The sequence below is a fragment of the Mastigocladopsis repens PCC 10914 genome (assembly GCF_000315565.1).
GTDB classification, from domain to species: domain Bacteria; phylum Cyanobacteriota; class Cyanobacteriia; order Cyanobacteriales; family Nostocaceae; genus Mastigocladopsis; species Mastigocladopsis repens.
In genome coordinates, this window is sequence record NZ_JH992901.1 from 2,196,172 (window position 1) to 2,208,201 (window position 12,030).

16 protein-coding genes are annotated in these 12,030 nt (G+C 43.8%); 12 read left to right on the forward strand and 4 right to left on the reverse strand.

The genetic code is table 11. The features are described from left to right. Window position 1: 1 nt before the first annotated feature. Genes MAS10914_RS0111870 through MAS10914_RS0111880 form a run of 3 tightly spaced genes read right to left on the reverse strand, consistent with a single transcriptional unit; the run spans window position 2 to window position 1,475 of the window. The gene (locus MAS10914_RS0111870) at window positions 2–427 is read right to left on the reverse strand and encodes a type II toxin-antitoxin system VapC family toxin (protein ID WP_017316155.1); all 426 of its coding nucleotides are present in this window, start codon (window positions 425–427) and stop codon (window positions 2–4) included. Then, complete coding sequence (locus MAS10914_RS0111875; RefSeq protein ID WP_232224148.1) at window positions 424–708, reverse strand: hypothetical protein; 285 nt, start codon at window positions 706–708, stop codon at window positions 424–426. The genes MAS10914_RS0111870 and MAS10914_RS0111875 overlap by 4 nt, the downstream gene beginning before the upstream one ends. A gap of 32 nt (window positions 709–740) precedes the next feature. Then, on the reverse strand, window positions 741–1,475 hold the full coding sequence (locus tag MAS10914_RS0111880) for a hypothetical protein (protein WP_017316157.1): 735 nt from the start codon (window positions 1,473–1,475) through the stop codon (window positions 741–743). Between the two features lie 148 nt (window positions 1,476–1,623). Here MAS10914_RS0111880 and hemE point away from each other — a divergent pair, with 148 nt between their 5' ends. The 10 genes from hemE to MAS10914_RS0111930 all read left to right on the forward strand — a co-directional run bounded on the left by hemE (window position 1,624) and on the right by MAS10914_RS0111930 (window position 10,509). Next, on the forward strand, window positions 1,624–2,679 hold the full coding sequence (hemE, locus tag MAS10914_RS0111885) for a uroporphyrinogen decarboxylase (RefSeq protein WP_017316158.1): 1,056 nt from the start codon (window positions 1,624–1,626) through the stop codon (window positions 2,677–2,679). A gap of 107 nt (window positions 2,680–2,786) precedes the next feature. Further along, window positions 2,787–3,047, forward strand: coding sequence for a hypothetical protein (locus tag MAS10914_RS0111890; protein WP_017316159.1), 261 nt, complete (start codon window positions 2,787–2,789; stop codon window positions 3,045–3,047). An 11-nt stretch (window positions 3,048–3,058) separates the two neighbouring features. Beyond that, window positions 3,059–3,439, forward strand: coding sequence for a PIN domain-containing protein (locus MAS10914_RS0111895; RefSeq protein ID WP_017316160.1), 381 nt, complete (start codon window positions 3,059–3,061; stop codon window positions 3,437–3,439). Between the two features lie 542 nt (window positions 3,440–3,981). Beyond that, window positions 3,982–4,941 (forward strand): NAD-dependent epimerase/dehydratase family protein, encoded by a 960-nt coding sequence (locus tag MAS10914_RS0111900; RefSeq protein ID WP_017316161.1) that lies wholly within the window; start codon window positions 3,982–3,984, stop codon window positions 4,939–4,941. Between the two features lie 190 nt (window positions 4,942–5,131). After that, complete coding sequence (locus MAS10914_RS0111905) at window positions 5,132–6,718, forward strand: B12-binding domain-containing radical SAM protein (protein ID WP_017316162.1); 1,587 nt, start codon at window positions 5,132–5,134, stop codon at window positions 6,716–6,718. Between the two features lie 141 nt (window positions 6,719–6,859). Then, on the forward strand, window positions 6,860–7,186 hold the full coding sequence (locus tag MAS10914_RS0111910) for a YnfA family protein (RefSeq protein WP_026082504.1): 327 nt from the start codon (window positions 6,860–6,862) through the stop codon (window positions 7,184–7,186). 372 nt (window positions 7,187–7,558) lie between these two features. Then, window positions 7,559–7,759: a hypothetical protein gene (locus tag MAS10914_RS0111915; protein WP_026082505.1), complete on the forward strand. Its 201-nt coding sequence runs from the start codon at window positions 7,559–7,561 to the stop codon at window positions 7,757–7,759. A 189-nt stretch (window positions 7,760–7,948) separates the two neighbouring features. Further along, on the forward strand, window positions 7,949–9,205 hold the full coding sequence (locus tag MAS10914_RS0111920) for a GNAT family N-acetyltransferase (protein WP_017316165.1): 1,257 nt from the start codon (window positions 7,949–7,951) through the stop codon (window positions 9,203–9,205). 102 nt (window positions 9,206–9,307) lie between these two features. Next, window positions 9,308–9,802 (forward strand): Holliday junction resolvase RuvX, encoded by a 495-nt coding sequence (ruvX, locus tag MAS10914_RS0111925; protein ID WP_051151149.1) that lies wholly within the window; start codon window positions 9,308–9,310, stop codon window positions 9,800–9,802. 134 nt (window positions 9,803–9,936) lie between these two features. Further along, window positions 9,937–10,509: a DUF3727 domain-containing protein gene (locus MAS10914_RS0111930; RefSeq protein WP_017316167.1), complete on the forward strand. Its 573-nt coding sequence runs from the start codon at window positions 9,937–9,939 to the stop codon at window positions 10,507–10,509. A gap of 464 nt (window positions 10,510–10,973) precedes the next feature. On the opposite strand, the gene MAS10914_RS36150 is transcribed toward MAS10914_RS0111930, so the two are convergent. Further along, on the reverse strand, window positions 10,974–11,099 hold the full coding sequence (locus MAS10914_RS36150; RefSeq protein ID WP_269635049.1) for a hypothetical protein: 126 nt from the start codon (window positions 11,097–11,099) through the stop codon (window positions 10,974–10,976). Between the two features lie 105 nt (window positions 11,100–11,204). On the opposite strand from MAS10914_RS36150, the gene MAS10914_RS35505 reads away from it, so the two are divergent. Together MAS10914_RS35505 and MAS10914_RS0111940 are read left to right on the forward strand one after the other, a co-directional pair. Next, window positions 11,205–11,294, forward strand: coding sequence for an endolytic transglycosylase MltG (locus tag MAS10914_RS35505; protein WP_232224149.1), 90 nt, complete (start codon window positions 11,205–11,207; stop codon window positions 11,292–11,294). 135 nt (window positions 11,295–11,429) lie between these two features. Beyond that, window positions 11,430–11,987: a YqeG family HAD IIIA-type phosphatase gene (locus tag MAS10914_RS0111940; RefSeq protein WP_017316168.1), complete on the forward strand. Its 558-nt coding sequence runs from the start codon at window positions 11,430–11,432 to the stop codon at window positions 11,985–11,987. The last annotated feature ends 43 nt before the right edge of the window (window positions 11,988–12,030 follow it).

A 12,030-nucleotide genomic window follows, 5' to 3' on the forward strand; every position in this document is an offset into this window, starting at 1 on the left:
TTTACTTTGGCAAAAATACTCGTTCAAAAGGTTTTTTACGATAGCGCCGATAAACATCAAAATCGCTGTCTAGGGTAGCGATCGCAGCAATATCCAAACGTTCTGAAATCGCTACCAAGCACAGATCGGCAAAATCCCCCGGTAAGTCAGAATACTGAGCGTTCAACTCAGCAATGCGCGAAAAGTCTTGAGGTAAGAGCTGCTCACACTCGTAGAGTTGTTTAGCAACATCTAGAAGAAATTCATTTTGTGTACGCCAATGAAAGTTGAGCAACCACATCACCTCTGCAATGCAAACAGGGGGAGTAACCAGTTTGGAAGTGCAGTTCTCAAAAAAGTGACGCACCTGTTGATGATACTTGTCCTGAGCGCTGTAGTACGCGAACAAAAACCCACTATCTGCGAGTATGAGCGGGTGGTAGGTCATGGGTGGCGTTTCTTGAGATATTCAGAGAGTGCAGCTTTTCGGTTTTGGCGCTCTGATAAATCAGCTGGAGCATCTTGTAGTAGATGCTGGGGGTGTCCGCCCCTCCTCTCAACAAGAGTTTTGCCTGCTTGCAAGGTAAGCCAGCGTTCAGCAATCAAGCGTCGGATCAATTCACTCTTGTCTGTTTTCTCGTGAGCCAGAATATCGCTCAGTTGCTGCTCTGTCTGTTCATCTAATCTGACACTCAGCATCGGTCTTGATTTATTTGTATTGCTTGTCATACTAGTATGACATAGAAAGCGTAGACATTTTCTCAAATGGGGCGTGATTTTCTTTTCAAGGTACACAAACCCATGGCTGGAATCACACCCAAAACCAACGCTGTCAATCCTTGTTCACATAAATACACAACCTGAGGGCGGTTCACTGCTGGAATAGATTCTTGCACAAGAGAAAGCAACCAAACCAAAATACTGATGAATAGAAACGAAATTGAGGGCAGAAAATTCCACCACCAAGCACCTGTGGTGTATCTTCGCAGTACCAGCCATTGGAAAAATCCAAGCCAAATTCCTGAGAGGATATATGCGATGGTTGACAAAAGCCCAAAGATGACGGCTTGTTCAGCAGATAAATTTTTATTTAATGATGCAGCGATAGATGCAATGTAGTTAATCCATTGTGCAGAAACACCGTTAGCAATTAGCCAACCGAGACTGGTAGCAAACATCCACAGCCAACCGGATAGATAGCGACGCAGAATGAGCGCTTGATCTGCGCCGAAAATGAGCGCAAACACACTGTTGCTGAAGTATTTTGCTAAGGCATACCAGATATTCTGTTGCAAAACCGCTGTTGGCAGTACCTCTACGATAGTTTTTTCTATAGCTATACTGGCAATTCCGCCTACAGCCCATCCCAAAATGGTTATGAAGGTAAATTGGAAGATGAAACTCCGGCGCTCAAAGCGGGGTATCAAAAACCTTCGCGCTTTGGGTTCACCAGAGAAAGATACTGCGTAATCAGGTGGTTTTGAATTGGATGCCATGAGATTTTAATATTTATTAAGTTTTAAATCAGATTTAATATAGAAGTTTTGCAAGTAGCGCCCCAAAGATAAGCCTCTTGAAAAAAGGACGATCTTGGAATGATAAGCTAAACAATGACATAAAAAAGAGTTTAGGATGAACTGTTAAATGGGTATTTCTTCTAATGATCCTTATCTCCTCAGGGCAGCTCGTGGTGAAGTGTTAGACCGTCCCCCCGTATGGATGATGCGACAAGCGGGACGGTATATGAAAGCTTACCGAGATTTAAGGGAGAAGTATCCTTCTTTTCGTGAGCGTTCGGAAATACCGGAAGTGGCGATTGAAATATCCTTGCAACCTTGGAAAGCCTTTCAACCGGACGGAGTGATTCTGTTTTCCGATATTGTCACGCCGCTTCCTGGTTTGGGCATTGAAATGGATATCGCTGAAGGCAAAGGACCAATCATTGACTCGCCCATTCGCACTTCTCAACAAGTCGATACCCTGCGTCCCTTAGAACCAGAACAATCCCTGCCTTTTATTAAAACAATCTTGCAGGCATTGCGGCAAGAAGTGGGTAACAAATCAACAGTGTTGGGCTTCGTTGGTGCGCCTTGGACATTAGCCGCTTATGCAGTAGAGGGAAAAGGTTCCAAAACCTATTCCATCATCAAAAACATGGCGTTCTCAAACCCGACGGTACTGCATCAGTTGCTGACAAAATTCGCAGATGCGATCGCTACTTATGTCCGCTACCAAATTGACTGTGGCGCTCAAGTTGTGCAAATGTTTGATTCTTGGGCAGGACAGTTGAGTCCTCAAGATTACGAAACTTTCGCACTCCCCTATCAGCAGCGGGTGTTCCAGCAAGTCAGGGAAACTCATCCTGATACACCCCTCATTCTGCTGGTGAGTGGTTGTGGTGGTTTGCTAGAGAGGATGGCACTATCGGGCGCGGATGTGATCACTGTAGACTGGACAGTGGATATGGCAGACGCACGGGAAAGATTAGGTAAACACTTCAAAGTGCAAGGAAATCTTGACCCTGGTGTGCTGTTTGGTTCTCAAGACTTTATCCGCGATCGCATTTTCGATACCGTTCGCAAGGCTGGTAACTGGGGACACATTCTCAATCTCGGTCACGGTGTTTTACCGGAGACTCCAGAGGAGAATGTCGCTTTCTTCTTTGAAACAGCAAAGCAACTCAGCAGTGCAGTTGTATGATCAGTCGAGGTTAGGGGCGCAATACTTTGTGTCCCTCGACTTGTCTCATCGCTCTTCTGGCTCAAGTTAACATCAATCTAGAAGCAGAGCTAAATAGGAGAGATGAAGTGAGTATTAACCTGAACCTGCCACCAGAACTAGAGAATGAACTTTGCACCGAAGCTTCTCAGCTAAACTTACCCTTGTCTGAATACATTCTCCGTATTCTGTCTACTAGGCAAGTTCTAGTTAATCCTCCTAAGACTGGAGCAGAGCTTGTTGCTTATTGGCAAAGCGAAGGCATCATCAATTCACGACCTGACATTACTAATAGTCAAGCACACGCCCGTCAACTGCGTCATGAGGCTGAAAAACGATCACGCGCATAGGTAGGGTTGTGATGTACTTGTTAGACACTGACGTTCTGATCGACATTCAGCGTGGTCATGCTCCTGCAATAGCTTGGTTTGCGAGCCTACTAGAGGTGCCTAGTGTTCCCGGTTTTGTTGTTATGGAGCTAATTCAAGATGCTCAGAACATACAACAAGTGCGTAATGCCCTCAAGCTCGTTGCTCCATTGCCTGTGGTTTGGGCTACTGAAGCTGATTGCGCCCGTGCCCTATCAGATTTTACAACCTATCACCTGTCACACAGTTTGGGGTTGCTTGATGCTTTGATTGCTGCTTGTACAGTTGGACGAGGTGCAACGCTCTGCACCTTCAATGTTAAACATTATCGGGTTGTGCCCGGTTTAGTTACAGCACAACCCTACGCTCGTTGAAGCAACCTAACACCTCACCACTTAGGGTTTATGTCCATATAAGAGTCTTGACACTCTCACCTTCAAAGCTTCGCCTGTGAAGGGAGATTCTTGCTTCAACAGGTTTTTCTAGCCCACTGTGGTATAACGAGTTAAAAACTCTCCCACAGGCACTGACCCCGACAGATTCCCCTCCACAAGCATCTGTTTTACTACCACGGGCTGCCCGACCGCAGTCACAAAATACTTATTCTGATGTATCGTTTGTCTGATTCACAACATTCGACCCCCCTGTTAATCAGGTATTTCTTTTTGGTGATGCGAGTTGTCTGGTGGAGAAACACCAATCTTGCCTAACCCTAACTTTTTTGGTGGCAAGTATATTCTACTACACCAAGGTATTGCGAAGCCATGTTTTTTATTGGTCGCAATTCATCTCACCCTTAAAACGAAGCCTGTAACGGGAGTCCTCTTGCGACATCCAAGATAGATGAGGAATTTTGAAACTTTTTTCTCATTCATAATTCATAATTCCTAACTCCCTAATTTATTTAAAAATCTCTATGAGTCAGAAACGAATTTTAGTAACGGGTGCGAGTGGTTGTATCGGTCACTATATAAGTGAAGCCTTAATTCAAGAAACGGAACACGAACTGTATCTGCTAGTCAGGAACCCAAAGAAACTGCAAGTTGATACTCAAGCACGTCCTGGTGTCACCGTCTTGCAAGGTGATATGCAAGAAATAGGACAATTTGCGGACTTGCTGAAAACCATAGATACTGCTGTACTAACGGCAACAGCTTGGGGCGGTGATGGAACATTTGATATTAATGTACATAAAACGCACGAGTTGCTCAACTTGCTAGATCCAGACAAATGCGAACAAATCATTTATTTTTCCACTGCTAGTGTTTTGGATCGCAACAATCAACCCTTAAAGGAAGCAGGCGAACTGGGGACAGATTATATCCGTTCCAAGTACGATTGCTTACATAAGATACCGCAGTTAGCGATCGCACCCAAAGTGACGACTGTTTTTCCCACTTTAGTTGTGGGGGGCGATTCCAATAAACCCTATTCTCACATTACATCTGGTATCCCAGAAGTGACGACTTATATAAATTTGATTCGCTTTCTGAATGCAGATGGCAGTTTCCACTTCATTCACGGGCGAGATATTGCTACTGTGGTAAGGTATTTGATTGAGAATCCTCCCAAACAAGACGAACCACGCTCCTTAGTTTTAGGTCAAGCGCAGTTAACCGTAAACCAGGCAATAGAAGAAGTTTGCGCCTATCTAGGGAAAAAGATTTACTTCCGCATCCCTCTATCTTTATCTTTAGCCAACTTAATTATCGTTTTGTTCCGCATTCAAATGGCGGCTTGGGATAGATTCAGTATGAACTATCGGCATTTTACTTACCAAAATGTCATCAATCCCGGCAGTTTGGGTTTGGCAAATTACTGTGCGACGATGAGCGATGTTTTGAAAATAAGTCGTGTTAAGCCATTAAGTAAGTAAACCAGAAATTACTGTTTGTAGTGAAGACTTCAGCCCTCTGTAAGCTGATAATGAGGACTAAACTCCTTACTAAGAACTTATTAGGGTTACATAAAGAGAAACTTTAAAGAAGAAAACTTCGTCAGCACCTCAATAAACTTTTAATTTAGTTACAGTGAAATAACACTCAAAGTGTGAGGTATGACGGTTTATGAGAATCTTACTGGTTTATCCTATTTTTCCCAAAACATTTTGGTCTTATGAAAAAATATTGGAATTAGTTAACCGCAAGGTTTTGTTACCACCCTTGGGTTTAGTGACTGTCGCAGCAATTTTGCCTCAAGAATGGGAATTTAAGCTGGTTGATCGCAACATCCGTCCAGTCACAGAGGAGGAATGGGCATGGGCAGATGTGTGTATCTTCAGCGCAATGATAGTTCAAAAACAAGATTTACTGGAGCAAATTCGCGAAGCAAAGCAACGTGGTAAATTAGTTGCAGTCGGCGGTCCTTACCCCACCTCAGTCCCTCATGCAGTTCAGGATGTTGGGGCAGATTTCCTGATTTTAGATGAAGGGGAAATTACCCTACCGATGTTTGTAGAGGCAATTAAACGGGGTGAAACCTCTGGTATTTTCCGCGCTACAGAAAAACCCGATGTAACAAACACCCCAGTACCCCGGTTTGATTTGCTAGACTTTAACGCCTATGACATGATGTCGATTCAGTTTTCACGGGGTTGTCCTTTCCAGTGCGAATTTTGCGACATTATTGTTCTCTACGGACGCAAACCGCGCACCAAAACTCCAGCACAATTGTTAGCAGAGTTAAATTACCTCTACGAGTTGGGTTGGCGGCGTAGTATTTTCATGGTGGATGACAACTTTATCGGCAACAAGCGTAATGTCAAGTTGTTGCTCAAAGAGTTAAAAGTTTGGATGGCAGAACACAAGTATCCCTTCCGGTTTGACACCGAAGCGTCTATTGATTTGGCACAAGATGCAGAATTAATGGAGTTAATGGTTGAGTGTGGTTTCGCTGCGGTGTTTTTGGGAATTGAAACACCGGATGAAGAAAGTTTGCAATTAACCAAGAAGTTTCAAAATACCCGCAACTCGCTGGCTGAGTCTGTGCAAAGCATCATAAAAGCAGGCTTGCGCCCAATGGCTGGATTTATTATTGGTTTTGATGGCGAAAAACCAGGCGCAGGCGATCGCATTGTCCGCTTTGCTGAACTTGCAGCAATTCCCTCCACGACCTTCGCTATGTTACAAGCGCTACCCAATACAGCACTTTGGCATCGTCTCACCAAAGAAGGACGACTGCGGGAGAACAAAGATGGTAACATCAACCAAACTACTTTGATGAACTTTATCCCCACCCGTCCCCTAGAAGACATTGCCAGAGAATATATTGAGGCCTTTTGTACTTTATATGACCCGGTACAGTACTTGGATCGCACCTACCGCTGTTTCCTGATGCTGGGTGCGCCGAGTTGGAAAGCTCCGTTCAAGATGCCAGAATGGGTGGTTGTGAAAGCGCTGCTACTTATTATCTGGCGACAAGGCATAAAACGGGAAACGAGGTGGAAATTCTGGCATCACTTATTTAGCATAATCAAGCGGAATCCTAAGGTTGCGGAACAATACCTTGCTACCTGCGCCCACAATGAGCATTTCATGGAGTATCGCCAAATTGTACGGGAGCAAATAGAATCTCAGCTGGCTGAGTATCTGGCGCAAGGTGCAGAAAAACCATATGAAAAGGTCAATGAGACAGTGAGTGCTGTAGCAAGTTGAGTCTGGCTAAATAGCTAATGGCTGTTGGTTTTACCTAAGTGTCTTAATGCTATGACTCTGCTTTTAATAGACAGTAGAGTTTATAGCGCTGACACCTGCACGGCATCGTGTCATATATCTGCTTTAAACCTTAAGCCGAAAATGCAAACGCTTGTCTTCTTCTTACTTGCTGCTTTAGGAGAAATCTCTGGTTGCTACGCCTTTTGGGCTTGGTTGAGACTAGGAAAAAGCATACTTTGGATTTTTCCAGGCATCTTAGCCCTGATTATCTTCGCTTTTTCTCTAACCAAGGTAGATGCTTCAAATGCTGGAAGAGTATACGCTGCCTATGGCGGTATTTACATTTTCTCATCTCTTGTTTGGTTATGGTTGGCTGAAGGTGTCAAGCCGGAGTGGTGGGACTTACTTGGCGTTACAATCTCTCTAATAGGAACGTTTGTGATTTTGTTCGGCTCACATCGGCTGTAAAAGACTGATTTTTAAGGCTGTGGAGAGATGGAGAGAGGAAAAGAAGAATTTTTGACTCATGATTAAAGTTAAAGAAGAATGCAGAACTCAACAATGCTTGTAGTAGAGGATTGAAACCCGCTACTACAAGCATTGTTGACTACCAAATCAAGATTTGGTAGGGGACTTAAACCCTCCTGACTCGTCACCCAGTCCTACAGAACTTAATTCTGAGTTCTGTAATTCTGAATTCTTTGTTGTTCACATTTCTCCACAATCGGTCTGCAATCCATTAAACTTCATTGCAAAATAAGAAGATAAGCAAAACGACATGATAAGTATTGGTAATGTAAATTAATGAATCGAGAAGGATTCAAGGAGAATACAGTGGCAATGGAATCAAATTTCTTAATGGGCGCAAACGCAGTGCGTGAAGATTTCAGTGAATATGTTGCTCATCTACAGCTTCACATGGCTCTGCAAGCTCGCAATCTGGTTCCAACCCTGAAACAGTCTTTGGAAGACAGCCGGGAGCAATTACTTCATCAAACCCAAGCTCATTTTGAAAAGCAAGCGTCTCGTAGAGCTATTTAGCTGACACAACAAATATTAAATAAAATACAATAAAAGCAGATTTTGTCAGGACAAGGCTAATGCTGTTCTCAGAAAATCTGCTTTTTAACATCAAAATTTACGAAAATCACCCTTTTGGATCAATGGAAACTAGCTCAAAGCCGTTAATATGATGGCAGCAGTTCCTTTGACCCAGTCACTATAGGCTGAATGGCGGCTCGAATGAAAATGGCCTCTTTACTTCCCCGCAATCTTAGCGTTGTCATCCGACCAGTCCAACACCGGGACTTGGACGGAATTGAACGCCTAACTCAAGAGTCATTCGCAGCCCAAACCCCTAATGGAGCCTGTGATGCTATGCGGCAAATGCAATGGTTACGCAGTTGGTATGGGTTACTCAAGTTTTTGAATTGGTTTCCTAACCCGCTACAGTATCGTTTTTGCGCGTACGTAGCAGAACAAGGGCGTATGCTTCTGGGGATGATCCAAGTATCGCCATTTAACCGTACGCACAGCACCTGGCGTGTTGATCGCGTAATGCTAGAGCGTGCCGCTGATAAGCAAGCAATAGGCTCGCAACTTTTGCGCTATTGCTTTGAGTCGATTTTAGAGGCTCGTACTTGGATTTTAGAAGTTAATGTCAATGACAAAGACGCATTAGCGCTTTATCGCAAAAATGGATTTCAGCGTCTAGCAGAAATGACATACTGGGAAATAGAACCAGAGTTGCTTCAAGAATTGGCGCAATCAGAGCCTGACTTGGCGAATCTACTGCCTGTGAGTAATGCCGACGCTCAACTGCTCTATCAACTAGATACCTCATCAATGCCACCTTTAGTAAGGCAGGTGTTTGACCGCAACGCTGATGACTTTAAAACAAGCCTGTTCGGCGCTTTAACAGAAGCATTTAAGCAGTGGGTGACGAAAACAGAAGTCGTGAGTGGTTACGTTTTTGAACCCCAGCGCAAAGCAGCAATTGGCTATTTTCAAGTGCGACTTGAGCGCAAAGGTCAACAGCCTCATGTGGGAACGTTGACAGTTAACCCAGCATACACCTGGCTGTATCCAGAGTTGCTGTCTCAACTGGCGCGGATAGCACAGGATTTTCCTCCACAAGCTCTACAACTGACATCGGCGGACTATCACCCAGAAAGAGAAGAGTATTTGGAGCGAATTGGCGCAAGTCGCAGAGAACACACCCTCATGATGTCTCGCTCAGTGTGGCACAAACTTCGGGAGTCAAAATTTGTCTCCCTAGAAGGGATTCAATTACCAGAGATGTTGCAAGGTTTACAACCTGCACGCAAACCCATACCTGGTGGTATGTCATGGGCACAACAAGGACAGCATCTGTCTTCAGATAGAGGAGCACAACCCAATACAACTAAAGAAACTGTTGCATTTTCGTACAACAGTAGCGTGGAAGCATCTAGCCAGCCAGAGTCAGCAGATGCACAGCAGGAGTAATTTACAGTGGCTCTTGAAGAAACACAAGCAGACAAGCAGACAAGCAGACAAACAGACAACGGGTTAGGAGGACAATATCCCCCCTTGTCCACCCCTGAGATCATCCCCCCCTCCGGTGCATCTGTTAATGACAAAAAGCAACCGAGGGAGTTTATCTCAGCTTTGGGATTAGATGTAGGTCGCAAGCGTGTTGGTGTTGCAGGATGCGATCGCACTGGTTTGATTGCTAGTGGTATTACTACTGTAGAGCGCGCATCGTTTGAGCGGGATGTGGAGCAAATACGACAACTCGTCAATGAGCGGCAAGTGCAAGTCCTAGTCGTTGGGTTACCTTATTCTATGGATGGGTCATTAGGGTTTCAGGCGCGTCAAGTGCAGAAGTTTACCACCAGACTTGCCAAAGCTCTGAAACTGCCTGTGGAATATGTTGATGAGCGATTAACTTCATATCAAGCAGAGCAAATGCTCATAGCAGAAAAGCGATCGCCATCTCGTCATAAAGAATTAATTGACCGTAAAGCAGCATCGCTCATCTTACAACAATGGCTGGATGTAAGGCGAGCTACCTCTAAAAGCAGATTGACTTCTGCGGATTAATAATGCAACCTTTTAAGATGATATTCTGAAATTTATTAGCCAGCCTTACTTCTATTTGATTGATCATATCTATCAGAAGAAGTTATTAAGACATTCTTATAGTTGCTGGTAGTTATTAAGTCTATATCTCGGCTATGTTACCCTCACAATTTCCTGAAGAAAATGACCAGGCTCATGCTGGTTCTATCACTTTAAACGACGACAAAGACAGAACCCTTGATTGTTACATTGAGCATTCACTCACCGTCGATGATCAAGAGTACGTTTTACTTCTTCCAGTTGACTCACCAATAGAAATTTTTGCTTGGCAAGGTGATGGCGACGACGAAGAAGCCATTTTAGTAGAAGATGAAGCGACGATTGACCAAATTTTTGGCATTGCCCAAGCTGTTCTCTCCGAGCAAAATCTGATTTTGAAAAACACCGCTTATGCTCTGACTGTTGCGGGTGAGTTACCACCAGTGGAGGAGTCAGAACTCTTTACTTTAGAAATTGAAGATGAAGGGACAGATTTAGAACCAGAGCAATTACAGCTCCTATCGAGCTTCTACCACGAAGAACAGGAATACGCCATTTACACTCCCCTCGATCCACTGCTGTTTTTTGCCAGAATATCTAAAACTGGTAAACCAGAATTACTCTCCCCAGAGGAGTTTCGTCAAGTGCAACCCTTGTTGGAAGAACATTTGTTCAATGAGGTTGAATAAGATGATGAATTAAAAATTAAAAATTAAAAAAATTAGGAATTTTAATTTTTAATCGGGAATTTTTAATGATCATCTTAATTTAAGATGATCATTTGCCAAAAAATCTGGAAATAGTCATAAATATAGGGTCTGCTATCACTGACCCTTTTCTTTTATACTTGGTCAGGTTGCTCATGGTGCGATACGGTGCAGTTAAGAGTTGTTGCAAAAAATTGCACCTCTTGTCCAGACGTGTTTTAACACATTTGAACACACTAGAGATTCACACTAATAACCTTAACTGAACGGTATTGGGACATGGTGCAGTTGAGCAAATGCAACAATTCAAGCAGTAAAAGTACGTGCATCTCAGTAAAATGGCTACAAATTCAAATACCTCCAGAAACAGGAGCGCAGCAAATTGGTCATTATTAGCAAAAAGCTGACAGAATTGCCTCGCAGTTGGAGTGGAATGTGTAGTTGCTTTACTTAAGTTGCAAAGACCCCAAAGATAGTTTTAAAGTAGGGATATACAAACTTTCACTCAGCCAGCCTTTATCGGCGATGCTCCCAAAGGCAGCCGCCCAAAGGGCGATGGCGTGTTCGTGCAATCCTGTCTCGTGTCTCCTATGTCCTTGTGACGTAAAAACGAAAAGCCACTGCCCTTACAAGCAATCGCCCTGAAAATTTGGCAGGAAACTTACTACTTGTATTTGGTGGCACGGTACGATGGTACTCATGTGTTCAGTCATTCTTTAGAAGACCACGAAGCAGCGGTTGCCAAAATCGAAAAACAGCGACAATAGTCATTAGTCGATTGCTGTTGACTTTTGACTCATGTACAGACGCACTATGAAGCGTCTGCATAACTCTTGAACGCCAGTCGCCGTGAGAGCGGGAAACCCTCCTGCATAGCGCTGTCTCCTCTTGACTCTTAACTTATGCGTTGGAACAATTTCTTACAGCCTGACTTGATTTTGGAAGGTTCAGTATTGAACCTCACACCAGATATTATCCAAACATACGGGCTGCAGGGGCTGGTATTGGATGTAGATGAAACATTAGTACCAATAAGAGTAGCATCAGCTTCTCCAGAACTGCAACAGTGGGTAGAACAAATTCGCCCCTTTGCAAAGCTGTGGTTGGTGAGCAATAACCTGAGCGAAGCCCGGATTGGTGGAATTGCTCGCTCTCTCAACCTGCCTTACTTCTTAGGTGCTGCCAAGCCCTCGCGACGTAAAATTCGGGAAGCACTCAAAGCAATGAACTTACCTGTACACCAAGTGGGCATGGTGGGAGATAGGTTATTTACTGATGTATTGGCAGGCAATCGCTTAGGAATGTTTACTATATTGGTAGAACCAATTATCCATCCAGATGTTGCTTTGCGTTCCCATCCGATACGCAACTGTGAAGTTTGGGTATCTGAAATTTTAGGTGCCTCCATTACTCCTAAAACAGGGAGGTTTACAAAGGTTGACAAAGAGCCAGGAAAGTAAATCTAAAGAAAAAATAAAAAAACCTTTGTTTTCTAGAAAAATC

Coding starts and splice junctions, on each gene's coding strand:
- MAS10914_RS0111870 (WP_017316155.1), bottom strand. CDS start 427: ATGACCTACCACCCGCTCATACTCGCAGATAGTGGGTTTTTGTTCGCG.
- MAS10914_RS0111875 (WP_232224148.1), bottom strand. CDS start 708: ATGACAAGCAATACAAATAAATCAAGACCGATGCTGAGTGTCAGATTA.
- MAS10914_RS0111880 (WP_017316157.1), bottom strand. CDS start 1,475: ATGGCATCCAATTCAAAACCACCTGATTACGCAGTATCTTTCTCTGGT.
- hemE (WP_017316158.1), top strand. CDS start 1,624: ATGGGTATTTCTTCTAATGATCCTTATCTCCTCAGGGCAGCTCGTGGT.
- MAS10914_RS0111895 (WP_017316160.1), top strand. CDS start 3,059: ATGTACTTGTTAGACACTGACGTTCTGATCGACATTCAGCGTGGTCAT.
- MAS10914_RS0111900 (WP_017316161.1), top strand. CDS start 3,982: ATGAGTCAGAAACGAATTTTAGTAACGGGTGCGAGTGGTTGTATCGGT.
- MAS10914_RS0111905 (WP_017316162.1), top strand. CDS start 5,132: ATGAGAATCTTACTGGTTTATCCTATTTTTCCCAAAACATTTTGGTCT.
- MAS10914_RS0111910 (WP_026082504.1), top strand. CDS start 6,860: ATGCAAACGCTTGTCTTCTTCTTACTTGCTGCTTTAGGAGAAATCTCT.
- MAS10914_RS0111915 (WP_026082505.1), top strand. CDS start 7,559: ATGGAATCAAATTTCTTAATGGGCGCAAACGCAGTGCGTGAAGATTTC.
- MAS10914_RS0111920 (WP_017316165.1), top strand. CDS start 7,949: ATGGCGGCTCGAATGAAAATGGCCTCTTTACTTCCCCGCAATCTTAGC.
- MAS10914_RS0111930 (WP_017316167.1), top strand. CDS start 9,937: ATGTTACCCTCACAATTTCCTGAAGAAAATGACCAGGCTCATGCTGGT.
- MAS10914_RS0111940 (WP_017316168.1), top strand. CDS start 11,430: ATGCGTTGGAACAATTTCTTACAGCCTGACTTGATTTTGGAAGGTTCA.